Below are 18,187 nucleotides of genomic sequence, written 5' to 3'. Positions count from 1 at the left end.
AAATTTTATTGATCATTATATAAGCTGGTATTGGGTATTATATGAGCTAGGCTAACGCAGATTTACGTTAATAAAAGTCAGCTAAGTGTACAGCTTATGTCCCAAATACTTTGGTTTTTATATTTTTATCCCTATTAATGCTCTAACAGAGTTTATGACTTAGTTTATGACTTGGGATATATTAAGCATTGATTTATTGAGCATAAGGTAGGATATTAATGGTAACACCATCGACTTTTAAGCGCTTATTGAATCGCCATCCAGAAAAACCGCAATCACGACAGCTGACAGCTGGTGAGATAGCGCTGGCTCGTTCAGTGTTCGCTGACAGTATTAGACTTGATAACGTTCAGCTAAAGACCGCTTGGTGGGTACTCAAAAATTATGCGGTGAGTCCCAATGGGAATATTTATTTCCATCCAGCAGACTGGATTGTAGATTTTAGCCAAACGTCGCTCAATAAGCAAAGCTGGTTGATACATGAGCTGACCCACGTTTGGCAGTTGCAGCAAGGTCTAAAAGTCGTACGTGGCGCACTCATTGACCGTCGCTACAATTATGTGTTTGAAACAGGCAAGTGCTTCTTTAAATACGGTATCGAACAGCAAGCGCGCATGGTACAAGATTACTTTATCCGCCGTCAGCGTGGGCAGTACTGTCAGGATTTAGAAAGCTGTATTCCGTTTCTAATAGCGCCACCAGTCGTTCCTGCTGGTAGTAGTCATGCTAATGAAACTAATGAAAGCTCGCTCAAGTCTTAACCCGTATGTCATGATTTAATATTTCTGCTTTTAACCAAGGGTGTGTACTCAAATGTTTAAATTTTTATCAGTAAAACCGACTATTGATACTCATCATAACCTTGTAGATAAAGGCCTCATGAGTCCACGCCAAGCGCCAACCTTGCTTGCGGCAGCAATGACAGGTGTCTTATTGTTGAGCGGTTGTCAGCAACAAGCAGAAACACCACCAGTGCCAGATGACAGCCAAACCACTGAGAAAACGGCTGAAGAGGACAGTCAGCCTATGCAAAAAAGCGATTCGGCTGCTGCTCGTATAGAACAGTACCAGCCTATATATGTCGCCCAAGCGCAAGGGTTGCAGCGTCGTTTGCAAGCAGAGTACGAGTCGCTACAAGCAGCTGATGCCTCAGTACCGCAAGAGTCGTTATTGCTAAATGGTACGACGGACGACTTCAGTGATAACAATGACACCTACAATAACGATGACATCGCCGGCAATAATGAAAATAACGACAGTATCAATATTGAAAAGAATGCTGGAATGGCTAGTGGTGCTACTTCGTCGACAGTAGCGCCTACATCTCCAATGGCTAATGTCGACAGTGACACTAACAGTGCCAGTGATATTGCTAATGACGCTGCTAACGAAATAGCGGCTGAAGATGATATTAATACTAGCACGGAAGTCGGTGAGCGTGATTTGACTGTGTTAAAACGCATCAGCCTCGAGCCGCGCAAGCCTACGATACTCACAGAAGCGCAAATTATCGAACGCTACCAGCAAGTGATGGAGGCGCTCTATCAACCTGTGACCACACCGCTTAGTGCCGAAGATACCGATACGTTGATTAATGTCGCCACCTTGGTGCCGCAGTTGTTTGAAGATGCGGAAATTGCTGGACGGGTTAATGCAAAAAGCCCAGCACTGGCGCGTTTGGTGATTCAGCATCAGGTTTGGGAGCAAATAGAAGCTCAGCAAGTGCTAGATATGCAGCAAATGAAACGAACCCAGCAGCAAGAATTTGAGATGTTAATGACAAAATTTAATGAGACCATTGAAGGTTACGATGAACAAATTGCTAAATATGAGCAGACCTTAAAAGCTTTTGAGTAGTGACTCAAACCTATTTGTCGTTAAGCGAATAGTTGTAAATGCAGCCCATAAAAAATCCCGCACTTTGGCGGGATTTTTTTATGGGGTTTTAATTAGTTAATTAATCAATCAAATACTAAAGCTTATTTGCGGTCTTCAACTTTAACGAAGTCACGATGCGTCTCACCTGTATACAACTGACGTGGACGACCGATTTTGAACGGTGCGCTATGCATCTCGATCCAATGGCTGATCCAACCTGAGGTACGGGCTAGTGAGAAAATAACCGTAAACATTGACGTTGGGATACCAATGGCTTTTAGAATAATACCAGAGTAGAAGTCAACGTTTGGATAGAGGTTACGCTCGATGAAGAACGGATCTTCTAAAGCGATTTTTTCTAGTTCCATAGCCAACTTAAGCTTAGGATCGTCGATACCTAAAGCTTCCAATACTTCATCACAAGCCTTTTTCAGCACTTGTGCGCGTGGGTCAAAGTTTTTATAAACACGGTGACCAAAGCCCATTAGCTTCACTTCACGGCTCTTCACTTTTTCCATAAATTCAGGAACATTTTCAACAGAGCCGATCTCGTCTAGCATCTCAAGAACAGCTTCGTTAGCGCCGCCATGTGAAGGACCCCATAAAGCGGCGATACCAGCAGCGATACAAGCGTAAGGGTTAGCGCCAGTAGAGCCGGCTAGACGTACGGTAGATGTCGAAGCGTTTTGCTCATGGTCAGCGTGCAAGGTAAAGATTTTGTCCATCGCATCAGCGATGATTGGGTTTACTTTATAATCGACATCAGCAGGGGTTGCAAACATCATATATAAGAAGTTTTCTGCGTAGCCAAAGTCATTACGTGGATACATGAACGGTTCGCCCTGTGAGTATTTATAACTCATAGCCGCTAATGTAGGCATTTTTGCGATTAGACGAATAGCCGTGATTTCACGATGATCTTCATCGCTGATGTCTAACTTATCGTGATAAAAGGCAGATAAAGCACCAACGACACCGACCATAATCGCCATTGGATGCGCGTCACGGCGGAAGCCTTCAAAGAACTTACGCAGTTGGTCATGAACGGCCGTATGCTTACGGATTTTTTCAAAGAAGTCTGCTTTTTGCTCGCTATTAGGTAGGTCACCATGAATCAGTGCATAAGCCACTTCTAAGTATTCAGCGTTTTTTGCTAACTGGTCGATAGGGTAGCCGCGGTATAATAACTCACCTTTACCACCATCAATAAAGGTAATCTTTGATTCAACAGGAGCCGTTACTTTAAAACCAGGATCATAAGACCAAAACCCTGAGTTTTGTAAAGCAGCAATATCGATAACTGGGCGCCCTAAAGTACCTTTGATGATAGGAAGTTCGTACGCTTCACTATTTACGGTTAGTTTGGCATTATTGTCAGCCATAAATTGCTCTCCATTAGTTTTAACTTGTTAGAATAAATTCACGACAGACGCATACCCTCGCGTTATCGATTCACCAAATAGTTTAAATTTATTTAAGCCACTTGATACGCAGGGTATATTAGCAGCAATTCAATATGATTTGAAAAGACTTTTACCGACAATCCCACCAAGTGACACGGTTTAGCCGTGTGTAACCACTGTAATTTTTGTATCAAAATATGTCTAATCGGTTATTTTGCTTAAAAGTACCTCTTTTAAAACTATAAGTAGAGCTACATTATTCACGTAATTTTTAAAGATTTTTAACAGAGTAATACGGTAAGTGTTATAAATATTTGTGTTAGAAACAGGCAGAGTATGAGCAACAGACAAATAGAGTGGGCCATAAATTTTGGTAAAATCAAACATTTTTAGACAACCATTATTAATGTTCTCTATTTATTTGCTCACTTAGTGTGCCTTTTTTACTACTCAGGGGATAAATTTGTAATTGTCGCTCAGTCATTTTATAATTGATAATACTTAACTGGCACTCGTATTGTACAAATTGAGAAGTAGTTAGGATATGGTATCGTTTAAAGCTGGTTGTTTGAGTGTTTGAGTATTTGAATATGGCTAAATAGCAAACGAGCAAGACTCGATACTGTTTCGATAAACGATTGAATCGATAAGACCCCGAATCTATGGTTTGGGTGTCGTTTTTAGTGGCTTTATTTTTAATTGTTTAAATGTTAAGCGTTTAATACAAGCACTTAAATTTAGCAAAACGTTTGTATCAATACAAAATGACAGGATAGCGTCATTTTTTATTAATATGTCTCGTAAAAATAGGCTGGTTAATCGATGTTATTCATGTTTTTTCTTTGTTGTATAATGGCGAGGCTTCTTTAGATCTGTCATTTCGACCAACGACATGAAACGGTTTATTGATTCCCTATACTGCACTATCCTCTCTTCATATTTGACGCAAACTATACGAAGTCAGCTAGCTCTTCCTTACCTTATTCGTCTTGAGTAGTACTCGGTGTGTTTGGTAGACGATTGCCAAACCATAAGTAACTACCAGACACAACCGCAAAAAAGGATGCCCGCTGTGAAAAGCAACAGACCTATTAATCTGCCTTTGAGCCAAGTGATTAGCGTTAACAGCTCACCGATTGCAATTGCCTCAATTTTGCATCGTATTTCTGGCATTGTTTTATTTTTATTGATTCCTGTCATGCTGTGGTTACTACAGAACTCGTTGGCGTCGCCTGAGAGTTTTGAGACCGTATTTGACAACGTATTCGTGCGCTTTTTGGCATGGATATTCGTTGCCGCGATTGCTTATCACTTTGTGATGGGCGTCAAGCACTTATTTGCTGATATGGGCATGAACGAGGAGCTAAAATCTGGCCGTGCCGCTTCTATGATTAGCTTTGTAATTGCAGCAATCTTAATTGTCGCGTCATTTGTATGGGTGATGTTCTAATGATAAAAAATGATTCAGGAATCAAAAGCGCTACTGGTCTGACCAGTTCAGGCTCACGCGATTGGATTATCCAGCGCCTCAGTGCAGTAGTCTTAGCCGTTTATAGTGTGGTATTACTGGGCTTCTTTTTGACCCACGGTAATGTGACCTTTATTGAGTGGTCATCATTTATGACCAGCTTGCCGATGCGTCTATTCAGTTTGATAGCTGTACTTGCGTTAGCTGGTCATGCTTGGGTTGGGATGTGGACGGTATTTACTGACTATATTACCACTGGCAAAATGGGCTCAAGCGCAGCAGGTTTACGTTTAGTGCTACAGTCATTGATGATTATCGCTATTTTAGTGTTTCTATTTTGGGGCATCATGATTTTTTGGGGTACTGGTTTCGGCGTTGTTGCTGTTTAACCACTGAGTGATAACCTCTACTATCGATAACGGGTGCGCGTAGCAGAATTTTTAGCTGCCTTAGTATGTCAAAGCCATCCGTTAGTCGCCAAAAATAGTCATAGCCAATCATAGCGTTGGGCACACATTGACTTAACCAGTCACTTAAAACTTAGGTGTATCCGTGGTGAAGCGAGTGATGAGTCCCAATATAACGATAGATATGCAAGTTAAGTGGTTAAAGGTTGTTTGCATGGTGCTTTGATAAGCACAAGTGGTACTGAAGCAAAAGTTATTCGGTACGGCAAAAATAATATGCAGAATCACCTTTTTATTTACTTCTAAGCATTAACAGGCATTAGGAAAACCGTAATGGCAACTAGACAAGATAATACCATTAGCAATATCAAGACCCTAAACTACGATGCAGTCATCGTGGGTGGCGGCGGCTCAGGTATGCGTTCTTCACTACACTTGGCTGAAGCGGGCATGAAAGTTGCCGTTTTAACCAAAGTATTCCCAACGCGCTCGCACACCGTTGCCGCTCAGGGCGGTATTGGCGCAAGTTTGGGTAACATGAGCAACGATAACTGGCATTTCCACTTTTATGACACCGTTAAAGGGTCAGATTGGTTGGGCGACCAAGACGCGATTGAATACATGTGCCGTGAAGCGCCAAAAGTCGTTTATGAGCTTGAGCACATGGGCATGCCGTTTGACCGTAACGAAGACGGGACGATTTATCAGCGCCCGTTCGGTGGTCACACGTCAAACTATGGCGAAAAAGCTGTTCAACGTGCGTGTGCTGCTGCCGACCGTACCGGTCATGCGCTGCTACATACGCTCTATCAAAAAAACCTAGAGCAAGGCACTGAGTTCTTTATCGAGTGGATTGCGCTAGATTTGATCAAAGACGAAGCGGGTAACATCAACGGTGTCATCGCCATTGAGCAAGAAACGGGCACAGTCGCGGTATTTCAATCGCCGATTACTGTCCTAGCGACAGGCGGTGCTGGCCGTATCTTTGCCGCGTCGACCAACGCTTATATCAATACTGGTGACGGCATTGGCATGGCGGTCCGTGCAGGTATTCCATTACAAGATATGGAATTCTGGCAGTTCCATCCAACCGGCGTTCATGGGGCAGGCGTACTATTGACCGAAGGGTGCCGTGGTGAAGGCGCTATCTTACGTAACAAAGATGGCGAAGCGTTCATGGAGCGTTATGCGCCAACCGTGAAAGACTTGGCACCACGTGATTTGGTTTCTCGCTCTATGGACCAAGAAATCAAAGAAGGCCGTGGTTGTGGTCCCAATGCTGACCATATCGTTATGGATATGACCCATTTGGGCGTTGAAACCATCATGAAGCGTTTGCCATCAGTCTTTGAGATTGGTAAAAACTTCGCCAACGTCGATATCACCAAAGAGCCTATCCCAGTCATTCCGACCATCCATTATATGATGGGCGGTATTCCGACCACGATTCATGGTCAAGTAATCACGCCTGATCTAGAATCGGGTACAGATGAAGACGGATTATATACCAAAGGTAACGTGGTCAAAGGTCTATATGCCATCGGCGAATGTGCTTGTGTGAGTGTCCACGGTGCCAACCGTCTAGGTACCAACTCATTACTGGATTTGGTCGTATTTGGTCGTGCTGCTGGTAAGCATATCGTTGATGAATTCCATCATGCGGATCATGACTACAAGCCATTAGATCCACACGTGCTTGATTTTACCGTGAAGCGTTTAGACAAACTGCAACAGTCGACCGACGGCTACAATGCGCAGGATGTGGCTGACGAGATTCGTGCCACTATGCAAAAGCATGCCAGCGTATTCCGTACCCAAGCGATCATGGATGAAGGGGTTGAGCAGATTTTAGCACTGGGTGAAAAAATCGACAAAATCCATTTGGCGGACAAGTCACAAGTCTTTAACACTGCTCGTATCGAAGCGTTTGAAGTAGCCAATCTGTACGAAGTAGCAAAAGCCACCATGGTATCAGCAGCCCATCGTCACGAAAGTCGCGGCGCGCATAGCGTGGCAGACTACGATCGCCCAGAGGATGACGATTATGCACCAAACGGCCGTAATGACCACGATTGGATGAAGCATACCTTATGGTATTCTGAAGGCAACCGCATCGTTTATAAGCCAGTTCGTAAAGTGCCGTTGACAGTTGATTATATCGAGCCAAAAGTTCGTGTCTATTAATTTTAGACCGCGCACTTGATTTATAGCTGATATATAACAACAGCGTTAACGTTTTATCCCTTATTCATTTATTAAAAGGTTGACCGCCAGCTACAAGCTACTATCAGCGCTATGATGAAAAACATGAATAGCGCTGATGTTTGCAAGATTAAGTTGCAACGCTTGTATGCCAGCCATCACCTATGTGTGGAGTTTAGCATTATGAGCCGAGGTACTCGCACCATCGAAATCTATCGCTACGATCCTGATCAGGACGCAGCGCCGCGCATGCAAACCTATACGATTGAGCTACAAGAGTCAGATCGTATGTTGCTTGACGTATTATTACGCCTAAAAAAGGAAGATGAAACGCTCACCTTCCGTCGCTCGTGCCGTGAAGGTATTTGTGGCTCTGACGGCATGAACATCAATGGTAAAAACGGTCTTGCTTGTCTAATCAACATGAATACGTTGCCAGAAAAAGTCACCGTACGCCCATTGCCAGGTTTGCCAGTGGTTCGTGACTTGGTCGTCGATATGAACCAATTCTACGAGCAATACGAAAAAGTACATCCGTACTTAATCAATGACCAGCCAGCACCGCCAACAGAGCGTTTGCAGTCACCTGAGCAACGCGAAAAAATGGACGGTCTGTATGAATGCATCTTATGCGCTTGTTGTTCAACCAGCTGCCCATCGTTCTGGTGGAACCCTGATAAGTTCTTGGGGCCTGCTGCTTTATTGAATGCCAACCGTTTTGTCATGGATAGCCGTGATACTGATACTCAGGCGCGTTTAGCACGTCTAGACGATCCGTTTAGCTTATTCCGCTGTCGCGGTATCATGAACTGTGTATCGGTTTGTCCAAAAGGTCTAAACCCTACTAAAGCTATTGGCAACTTACGCAATATGCTCATTGACCAAGCGGGTTAATCGTTATACCAAACCCAAAAAGTACGATTAGCTGTGTCAAACTTGTTTAGTCTACAATGCGTAGCACTTGCACTCGTTTTCCTTGCTACTCTAATTTTTGTTAATGGTATGACATGGATTTTGTAGAATCTATCTTCTGCAAAACCCGCACAAAAAAACCACCTAAATTTTTAGGTGGTTTTTTTATGCGCAATTTTCTAGATTTTTTAGAAAAATTTGTTCGTCTTATACAAGCTTTAAGGAATGCAAAGATCAAAGGTAAGGCTGTGCTAACAATACGTTGGTCGTGTGTAAGAAAACATGATATATGTGCAGGCAACCTATATAATTATTATGAAAAAACAGGTATTCACTGAGAGATATTGATGAAATTAAATGTTACAATGATGTCTGCTTTGAATGATGAGTTTTAATAACCAAGCATTTCGCTGAATAAATAGCCGTTATCGACTTTCTGCTTTATCAGTGACCGCGTACTAATTAACCTCGTAAACGATAACGATGTACCTAAATTAATATAGCCAATAGCATGTTATTACCATTACATCGCTTTTGTTTTGAGCTGACTATAGTGGTTATTCATTACCTAAATACCTAGTATTGAACAAACAAACTATGGCATAAAAGACAGGCGTGCTACCCTATACAGCAATGTATTTCAGGCTAAAAAAAGCAGTAACCCTCAGAAATAGCCAGGCACCTCAGCAACGATAGCCAATTTATAGGCCAGCTGATAGCACACCAAGTATCCACTATAAATAAATTTGTTATGGCTATAGGCAGTATATATAAATTAATGTTGTGAAACGAGCCAGATAAGAAAACTCATCGTTCACAAATAATTATATTTTTCATCAAGTGTTGTAAAAATACTGATGGCCTCTATGTAGCATATAGACTCTCGTAAATGATTACAGCCCTATAGTTAGAGCAATATAAAAGCGATACAGGCGTGGCTGGAATACTTTCGTTTAAAACACTGGAGTACTTTCGTTTAAAACATAAGTTTTGTAGCCTCTGTTGGCGTAGGCACAGCAAGCAAGAAAAATTTGTACTAACCACGCAACGTGCCAGCCACGTAACCATGTAACAGAGTTTCGTGTATCATTTTATTCAGTATCGACTATATCTAAACTGTGAATACTACTGAAAAGTAGAATTTTATCAGATGACACCTAATACGATATATCAAGTTTTTGCACGATTGTTTTGCATGTTTAACCAGTGACAGATGACACAATAATAAGCACGATTCCATTCATTTATCTATCAAATAGACGATTATTATGAATAGTATAACTAAAGAAACAGCAAGCCACGGCCACACAGAACTGGCCGCTGATAATGCCCATTATGTAGAAGCTCTTTACGAGCAATATTTAGACGACCCTAATAGTGTTGATAGCGATTGGCAAACGTACTTTGAACAGTACAAATCGCCAAACGATGCTCATCATAATGCTATTAAGGATCAGTTTTTATTGCTTGCCCGTAATCAGACAGCCAATAAAGGGGGAGCGGCGTCTAATAGCGAAGCAACCAGCTTAGCTAATTGCGCTGACCCTAAGCAAATGGGTGTGCAACAATTGATTTCGGCATACCGTCGCCGTGGTCACCGTAAGGCGAAGCTTGATCCATTAGATTTGCACCCACGTGCAAAAGTAGAGGATTTGACCCTCGCTTATCACAACCTTTCAGAAGCCGACCTCGATACGGTATTTCCTACCAATGATTTGGATATCGGTAAGGAAGAAGCGCCTCTACGTGAAATTATTGAAATCATGGAGCGTGTTTACTGCCGCAACATTGGTGTTGAGTACATGCATGTCACCACCAGTGTAGAAAAGCGCTGGATGGAAAAATACCTAGAAACCAATCTAGGCTATATCAAGTTTGACAAAGAAAAACGTCTGTCTATTCTTGAGCGTCTAACCGCTGCTGAAGGCCTAGAAAAATATCTAGCCCGCAAATATACAGGTGTTAAGCGTTTCGGCCTAGAAGGTGGTGAAAGCTTTATCCCTGCTATTAATGAAATCATCCAACGTGCTGGTGGTTATGGCACTAAAGAGATGGTCATTGGTATGGCTCACCGTGGACGTCTAAACTTATTGGTCAATATTTTGGGTAAAAACCCAGCAGACTTATTTGATGAGTTTGATGGCAAAATCCAGCCAGAAAAAGGCTCAGGCGATGTCAAATATCACAATGGTTTTTCATCTAACGTCATGACGCCAGGTGGCGAGACGCATTTAGCTTTGGCATTTAACCCATCACATCTTGAGATTGTAGCCCCAGTATTGCAAGGCTCAGTACGTGCACGTCAAGTGCGCCGTAATGACCAGCCATTACAGGACAATAAAGACGGTAATTCAGTATTGCCTATCGTGATTCATGGCGATGCCGCTTTTGCTGGTCAGGGTGTGGTTCAAGAAACTTTCCAAATGTCACAAACCCGTGCTTATACTACAGGCGGCACAGTACACATTGTCATCAATAACCAAGTTGGTTTTACCACCAGCCGTCAAGAAGATGCACGTTCAACTGAGTACTGTACCGATGTAGCAAAAATGGTTCACGCGCCTATTTTACATGTTAATGGTGATGATCCTGAGTCAGTGGTATTTGCCGCTCAATTGGCGTTAGATTACCGTCATGAGTTTGACAAAGACATTATCATCGACTTGTTCTGTTATCGCCGTAATGGTCATAACGAAGCCGATGAGCCGTCAGCTACTCAACCGTTGATGTATGCGGTGATTAAAAAGCTGCCGACCACGCGTGGTATCTATGCAAAAACATTGATTGAAGAAGGCCTACTAAGTGCCGATGATGAAAAGCGTTACGAAGATGAGTATCGTGAATCATTAGATCGTGGTGACTATGTTGCTAATTCACTAGTCAGCGAGCCTAACGAAGAATTGTTTGTCGATTGGAAACCTTATCTAGGTCATGACTTGGTGGACGAGTGGGATACCAGTGTCGATATCGAAAAGTTAAAAGGTTATGGCCGCCGTATGGCTGAGATGCCCGAAGGCTATAAGCTACAACGTCAAGTACAAAAAGTTGTCGACCAACGCTTGGCCATGCAAACAGGCGAAGAGCCACTTAACTGGGGCGCTGCTGAAACATTGGCATACGCGTCACTGGTTGATAATGATGAAGTGATGGTACGTATTACTGGCGAAGATGTCGGCCGTGGCACGTTCTCACATCGTCATAGTGAGCTATATAACGTCGAAGACGGTAGCATGTATGTGCCCCTTGCTCATATGAGTGAGACACAGGCTCGCTTTGCTACTTATAACTCTTTATTGTCAGAAGAAGCCGTGCTGGCATTTGAATACGGCTATGCCACCACCGTGCCAAACGCATTGGTAGTATGGGAAGCGCAGTTCGGTGATTTCGTCAATGGTGCACAGGTTGTCATTGATCAGTTTATATCCAGTGGCGAAACCAAATGGCAGCGTGTTTGTGGTTTGACCATGCTATTGCCGCATGGCTTTGAAGGTCAAGGTCCTGAGCATTCATCTGCTCGTCTAGAGCGCTTCTTGCAATTATGTGCTGAAGACAACATGCAAGTGATTACCCCAACGACGCCTGCGCAGATTTATCATGCTCTACGTCGCCAAGCGGTACGCCCAATTCGCAAGCCGATGATTGTCATGTCGCCAAAGAGCTTGCTACGTCATAAGCTGGCCACGTCAAACCTAGAAGAGCTTGCCAATGGTAAGTTTGAAACGGTACTGCCAGAGATAGATCAGCAAAATGCGGACAACGTGACTCGTATGGTGGTATGTGGTGGTAAAGTTTATTATGACTTGCTTGAGCATCGCCGTGCATTGGGTCTAGACCATGTGGCTATCGTCCGTATCGAGCAGCTTTATCCATTACCAGAAAAGCGTTTGGTTGCTGAGATTGAAAAATATAGTAATCTAGAAGAGATTGTGTGGACGCAAGAAGAGCCATTGAACCAAGGCGCTTGGTACTACTTGGCACCGAATATATACCGTATTGTCGTACCGCACCCAACCAAGGCAAAAGTTATGGATCCGGTAGCGCGTCCTGCTAGTGCAGCTCCTGCGACAGGCTCACCAAAACTACACGCTCAGCAACAGCAAGCTTTGATCGCTGGTGGTCTTGGTATCAGTGTCGATGAATTGTCTAAATAATAGATGGGTTCATCACAAGATTATAGAAAGTAAATGAATCAGGCGATGGCAGTCAGTGCTTTTTAATTGAAACAATACTGACTGCCTATCACGACTTAATAATAAATATGAATATCCAAATCTAAGGAGTATATCGATGGCTGATATCAAAGCCCCCGTTTTTCCAGAATCGGTTGCCGATGGCACAATCGTTGAATGGCATGTCACTGAAGGTCAACAAGTTAATCGTGATGACCTATTGGCTGAAATCGAAACTGATAAAGTTGTATTAGAAGTTGTGGCGCCTGATAATGGCGTTGTGACCAAAATCGTTAAGCAAGTAGACGATACCGTACTGTCTGACGAGCTCATCGCTCAGTTTGAAGCCGGTGCAACTGGAAGTTCTGATGGCGGTTCTAGCTCAGATGCTGCGCCTGCCGTAGATCCAGATCAACCAGCCGCGCCAGTACAAGCAAAACAAGCCGCAGATGGTGGTGAGCCAGTACAAGCAACAGATAAGAAAGACGAAGCGGATCATAAAGATCAAAGCCCAGCCGTACGTAAAGCCGCAAAAGAGTCAGGTGTAGACCCTAAAGACGTCGAAGGTAGTGGTCGCGGCGGCCGTGTCACCAAAACCGATATGGCAAGTCCAACTCTGAAAGCCGACAGCAGCATTAAGTCTGATAGCGGCCGTCCAGTGGCTGAATCAATGGGTGAGCGTACTGAAAAACGCGTCCCAATGACTCGCTTGCGTAAGCGTGTGGCTGAGCGTCTATTGTCAGCGTCACAAGATACTGCCATGCTAACGACGTTTAACGAAGTGAACATGAAACCGTTGATGGACATGCGCGCTAAGTATAAAGAGCAGTTCGAAAAACGTCATGGTGTGCGTTTAGGCTTTATGTCATTGTTTGTGAAAGCAGCGACCGAAGCCCTTAAACGTTTCCCAGCAGTCAACGCCTCACTAGATGGCGATGACATTGTTTATCATGGTTTTTATGATATCGGTGTTGCGGTATCGTCAGATCGTGGTTTGGTCGTGCCAGTATTGCGTGATACCGACCAAATGAGCATGGCGGGTGTCGAGAGCCGTATTCGTGAGCTTGGTGGTTTGGCGCAAAAAGGCAAACTTGGTTTAGATGACATGACTGGCGGTACGTTCACTATCTCTAACGGTGGTGTATTTGGCTCACTGATGTCAACGCCTATCTTGAACCCACCACAAACGGCTATCTTAGGTATGCACGCCATCAATGACCGTCCAATGGCAGTCGATGGTAAAGTTGAAATCCTACCAATGATGTATCTTGCACTGTCTTATGACCACCGTATGATTGATGGTAAAGAAGCAGTACAGTTCCTAGTAACGATCAAAGAGTTGGTTGAAGACCCAGCCATGTTACTACTAGATCTATAAGTATTTAAGCTTGTATTGGCAATCGCTGATACAAGCTTTTTTCACCTTATGATAAAAGCTCTCCCAGTTATTCTGCAATTCTCACGGTTATACATCAGCGCTCTACAGCATGTGATACTGAAGTAGTGTATTAACTATACGGTTAACTTGTGGCTGATTACTTTTGTTATTAATAAATTGCCTAATAGCTTAAACGATAACGAATACCAAACCTAAAAAACATGATTAGTTGTGTGAAACTCGTTTAGTCTACTAAAAGTAGTACTTGTACTGGTTTTCCTTGCTACTCACATTTTTAGGAATAGTATAAAATTAGAAATAGGAATGGACTATGAAAGACAGTTATGATTTAGTCGTCATCGGCGGCGGTCCTGGTGGCTACGAAGCTGCTATCCGCGCAGGACAACTAGGTATGAGCGTTGCTTGTATCGAAAAACGTGTTTATAAAGGCGAGCCTGCACTTGGCGGTACTTGCTTAAACGTCGGTTGTATCCCATCAAAGGCGCTGCTTGATAGCTCGCATCGTTATGAGGCGACTAAGCACGACCTTGCTGAGCATGGAATTAGCACGAGCGATGTGAGCATTGATGTCGAAAAAATGATAGAACGCAAAGAAGGCATCGTTAAGCAATTGACGGGCGGTGTTGCGGCATTATTGAAAGGCAATGGCGTTGACTGGCTACAAGGCTGGGGCACGTTAGAAGATGGCAAGGGCGCAGATAAAAAAGTTAAATTTACCGCTCTAGCAGACGAAGCAGAGACAACGATCACTGCTAAAAACGTCATCCTTGCGGCAGGCTCAGTGCCTATCGATATTCCCGTTGCTAAGACTGACGGCGACCGTATCGTTGATTCTACTGGCGCGCTTGATTTCACCGAAGTACCTAAGCGTTTAGGCGTGATTGGCGCAGGCGTCATCGGTCTTGAGCTGGGTTCAGTATGGCGTCGCCTAGGTGCCGAAGTGGTGGTTTATGAAGCACTACCAAGTTTCTTAGCAGCTGCTGATAAAGACATCTCAAAAGAAGCGGGCAAAATGCTGAAGAAGCAAGGCCTCGATATCCGTGTCGATACCAAAGTCACCAACGCTGAAGTGAAAGGCGATCAAGTGGTCGTTACTAGTGAAGCCAAAGGTGAGGCGTCAGACGAGAGCTTTGATAAATTAATCGTTTGTGTTGGTCGCCGTGCCTATTCTGAAAAGCTACTTGGCGACGATAGCGGCATTCAATTGACCGAACGTGGTTTGATTGATGTCAACGATCAGTGTAAAACCAATCTTGATGGCGTTTATGCTATCGGTGATTTGGTTCGTGGCCCAATGCTTGCGCATAAAGCCATGGAAGAGGGCATGATGGCCGTTGAACGTATTCACGGCGAAAAAGCTCAGGTCAACTATGACACTATTATCAACGTCATTTATACCCATCCAGAAATCGCATGGGTTGGTTTGACTGAACAAGAAGCTGAAGCAGCTGGCTATGAAGTCAAAACAGGCTCGTTTAACCTAGCAGCGAATGGCCGTGCCCTTGCCCAAAGTGAAGCGCAAGGTTCTATTAAAGTCGTCGCTGATGCCAAAACAGATCGCCTATTAGGTATGCATGCGATTTCTGCTGGTGCTGGTGATATCGTCCATCAAGGCATGATTGCGATGGAATTTGTTTCTAGTATCGAAGATTTACAGCTGATGACATTTGCGCACCCAACCATTTCAGAAGCAGTGCACGAAGCTGCTCTATCTGCAGATGGTCGTGCTATTCACGCCATTCAGCGTAAAAAACGTAAGAAGTAAGTAATTAGTTTGATAAGTAGCAACTTATAACCTGATTGTGGTGTGGCTATGTTAATCATCACTACAGTCATGAGTGCGCTAGACGGATGTCTACTAGATATATATGCGCACTCGTTTTCACTTTTTATTAATTGTAAAAAATAAAGGATACAATCAATGAATTTACATGAGTATCAAGCAAAAGAGCTATTAAAAAGCTACGGTTTGCCGATTCAAGAAGGCATCATTGCCCATAGTGGCGACGAAGCTGCCGCTGCTTTTGATAAAACCCCAACAGATATTGCAGTTATTAAAGCGCAAGTACATGCTGGTGGTCGCGGTAAAGCGGGCGGTGTAAAGCTGGTTAAGACTCGTGAAGAAGCCAAGCAAGTCGCTGAAGAGCTTATCGGCACCAATTTGGTTACTTTCCAAACCGACGCTGACGGCCAACCAGTCAACTTCGTATTGGTTGCAGAAGATATGTACCCAGTACAAACTGAGCTATATCTTGGCGCAGTTGTTGACCGTTCTAGCCAACGCGTGACGTTTATGGCATCAACCGAAGGCGGTGTTGATATCGAAGAAGTGGCCAATGAAACGCCAGAAAAAATCTTCAGTGTTAACGTTGATCCGTTAGTGGGCCTTATGCCTTACCAAGCGCGCGAAGTTGCGTTCAAATTGGGTATGGAAGGCAAACAAATCAATCAGTTCGTTAAAATCATGACTGGCGCTTATCAAGCCTTTATAGACAACGATATCGAAATGATTGAGATCAACCCACTAGCCGTACGCGAAAATGGCGAAATCGTCTGTGTTGATGGCAAAATCGGTATCGACTCAAACGCACTATATCGTCTGCCTAAAATCGCAGCACTACAAGATAAAACGCAAGAAAATGAGCGTGAGCTAAAAGCGGCTGAGTTTGACCTAAACTATGTAGCCCTAGAGGGTAACATCGGTTGTATGGTTAACGGTGCTGGTCTTGCGATGGCGACGATGGACATCATCAAACTGTACGGCGGCAAGCCTGCTAACTTCTTGGACGTTGGCGGCGGTGCTACTAAAGATCGCGTTGTTGAAGCATTCAAGATTATCCTTGAAGACAGCAGCGTTGAAGGTGTGCTAATCAACATCTTCGGTGGTATCGTACGTTGTGACATGATTGCAGAAGCCATCATCGCTGCGATCAAAGAAGTTGACGTAAAAGTACCGGTCGTTGTCCGCTTAGAAGGTAACAACGCTGAAAAAGGCGCGAAAATCTTAGAAGAGTCTGGTCTGAAACTAATCTCAGCTCAAGGCCTATCAGACGCTGCTCAAAAAATTGTCGACGCTGTAAAAGCCTAATATATTTGAAGTATAGAACTTTAGATATAGCTGCTTAAACATAGTAGTCAAAGCGTAATAGCAGCTTGTTGGTAAAGAATGACTCATTAATATTTAATGGTCAATCCATCATCAAGTCGCTATTACAAGACAACCGAATAAAGGAATAAATAATGAGTGTATTAATCGATAAAGACACCAAAGTATTGGTACAAGGTTTCACTGGTAAAAATGGTACGTTCCACTCTGAACAAGCAATCGAATACGGTACAAAAGTCGTCGGCGGCGTAACCCCAGGTAAAGGCGGTCAAACGCATTTAGACCTACCAGTATTTAACACCATGGCGGAGGCGATGGAAGCCACTCAAGCTGACGCTTCTGTTATCTACGTACCAGCGCCATTTGTACTAGATTCTATCGTTGAAGCTATTGATGCTGGCGTCAAGCTGATCGTAGTAATCACTGAAGGCGTACCGACTCTCGATATGCTAAAAGCCAAACGCTATCTCGAAGAAGCAGGCGATGTGCGTCTGGTTGGTCCTAACTGCCCAGGTGTTATCACTCCAGGTCAGTGCAAAATCGGCATCATGCCAGGTCATATCCATCAACCAGGTAAAGTGGGCATCATCTCACGCTCTGGTACATTGACTTATGAAGCGGTCGCTCAGACCACTAAGCTTGGTTTTGGTCAGTCAACTTGTATCGGTATCGGTGGTGATCCTATCCCTGGTATGAACCAGATTGACGCGTTGAAATTGTTCGAAGCAGATCCACAAACCGAAGCAATCATCCTGATCGGTGAGATCGGTGGTACGGCTGAAGAAGAAGCTGCTGCTTATATCAAAGACCATGTGACTAAGCCAGTGGTTGGTTATATCGCAGGTGTTACTGCTCCAGAAGGCAAGCGTATGGGTCATGCTGGCGCTATCATCTCAGGCGGTCAAGGTACTGCTGAAGAGAAATTCAAAGCCTTTGAAGATGCTGGTATTGCGTATACACGTGACCCATCTAAGCTTGGCGACAAGCTAAAAGAAGTTACTGGTTGGTAATACATACAGAGTATGTTAAGTAACTACTAAAACTGCATTGAAAAAAATCAAAGACACCCCTACAATGGGGTGTTTTTTTTATATAATAATGGTGTCTTTTCTAAGTTAAATATAGTAGACCTCTTGCAAAAGTACCAGTTCATTGACTTTTACTAATGGAGTCACAAAGGCTAGCGATGACTTATTCAAGAGGTCTAGTCAGTTCTTGAAAAATAACATACAGTCTTTTTAAG

General features: G+C 43.6%; 12 protein-coding genes. 11 read left to right on the top strand and 1 reads right to left on the bottom strand.

The annotated features are described in order from the left end of the window. The first annotated feature begins 218 nt into the window (after positions 1-218). Positions 219-761: a type IV secretion protein Rhs gene (locus tag ACT3TU_RS10330; RefSeq protein WP_225735192.1), complete on the top strand. Its 543-nt coding sequence runs from the start codon at positions 219-221 to the stop codon at positions 759-761. Positions 762-813: 52 nt separating this feature from the next. Continuing rightward, on the top strand, positions 814-1,857 hold the full coding sequence (locus ACT3TU_RS10325) for a hypothetical protein (protein WP_192524180.1): 1,044 nt from the start codon (positions 814-816) through the stop codon (positions 1,855-1,857). 122 nt (positions 1,858-1,979) lie between these two features. On the opposite strand, the gene gltA is transcribed toward ACT3TU_RS10325, so the two are convergent. Next, a complete protein-coding gene (gene gltA, locus ACT3TU_RS10320) occupies positions 1,980-3,260 on the bottom strand; it encodes a citrate synthase (RefSeq protein ID WP_192524179.1) in 1,281 nt (426 codons plus the stop codon). Positions 3,261-4,344: 1,084 nt separating this feature from the next. Here gltA and sdhC point away from each other — a divergent pair. The 9 genes from sdhC (at position 4,345) to sucD (ending at position 17,954) form a co-directional block, all read left to right on the top strand. Next, positions 4,345-4,731: a succinate dehydrogenase, cytochrome b556 subunit gene (gene sdhC / locus ACT3TU_RS10315; RefSeq protein ID WP_192524178.1), complete on the top strand. Its 387-nt coding sequence runs from the start codon at positions 4,345-4,347 to the stop codon at positions 4,729-4,731. A 2-nt stretch (positions 4,732-4,733) separates the two neighbouring features. Further along, complete coding sequence (sdhD, locus tag ACT3TU_RS10310; protein ID WP_318779311.1) at positions 4,734-5,138, top strand: succinate dehydrogenase, hydrophobic membrane anchor protein; 405 nt, start codon at positions 4,734-4,736, stop codon at positions 5,136-5,138. 351 nt (positions 5,139-5,489) lie between these two features. Beyond that, the gene (sdhA, locus tag ACT3TU_RS10305) at positions 5,490-7,340 is read left to right on the top strand and encodes a succinate dehydrogenase flavoprotein subunit (RefSeq protein WP_192524176.1); all 1,851 of its coding nucleotides are present in this window, start codon (positions 5,490-5,492) and stop codon (positions 7,338-7,340) included. Between the two features lie 201 nt (positions 7,341-7,541). Then, complete coding sequence (locus ACT3TU_RS10300; protein WP_192524182.1) at positions 7,542-8,252, top strand: succinate dehydrogenase iron-sulfur subunit; 711 nt, start codon at positions 7,542-7,544, stop codon at positions 8,250-8,252. A 1,286-nt stretch (positions 8,253-9,538) separates the two neighbouring features. Further along, positions 9,539-12,421 (top strand): 2-oxoglutarate dehydrogenase E1 component, encoded by a 2,883-nt coding sequence (locus ACT3TU_RS10295; RefSeq protein ID WP_192524175.1) that lies wholly within the window; start codon positions 9,539-9,541, stop codon positions 12,419-12,421. Between the two features lie 136 nt (positions 12,422-12,557). Continuing rightward, positions 12,558-13,817: a 2-oxoglutarate dehydrogenase complex dihydrolipoyllysine-residue succinyltransferase gene (gene odhB / locus ACT3TU_RS10290; protein ID WP_192524174.1), complete on the top strand. Its 1,260-nt coding sequence runs from the start codon at positions 12,558-12,560 to the stop codon at positions 13,815-13,817. A 331-nt stretch (positions 13,818-14,148) separates the two neighbouring features. Beyond that, entirely contained in the window at positions 14,149-15,603 is a 1,455-nt protein-coding gene (gene lpdA, locus ACT3TU_RS10285; protein ID WP_192524173.1) for a dihydrolipoyl dehydrogenase, read from the top strand. A gap of 156 nt (positions 15,604-15,759) precedes the next feature. Then, the gene (gene sucC / locus ACT3TU_RS10280) at positions 15,760-16,926 is read left to right on the top strand and encodes an ADP-forming succinate--CoA ligase subunit beta (RefSeq protein WP_192524172.1); all 1,167 of its coding nucleotides are present in this window, start codon (positions 15,760-15,762) and stop codon (positions 16,924-16,926) included. Positions 16,927-17,078: 152 nt separating this feature from the next. Beyond that, a complete protein-coding gene (gene sucD, locus ACT3TU_RS10275; RefSeq protein WP_192524171.1) occupies positions 17,079-17,954 on the top strand; it encodes a succinate--CoA ligase subunit alpha in 876 nt (291 codons plus the stop codon). Positions 17,955-18,187: the final 233 nt, after the last annotated feature.

This window comes from Psychrobacter sp. AOP3-A1-26 (assembly GCF_052378235.1).
GTDB lineage: Bacteria > Pseudomonadota > Gammaproteobacteria > Pseudomonadales > Moraxellaceae > Psychrobacter.
The sequence above is the reverse complement of the archived record's forward strand: the minus strand, read 5'-3'. Positions and strand labels throughout refer to the sequence as shown.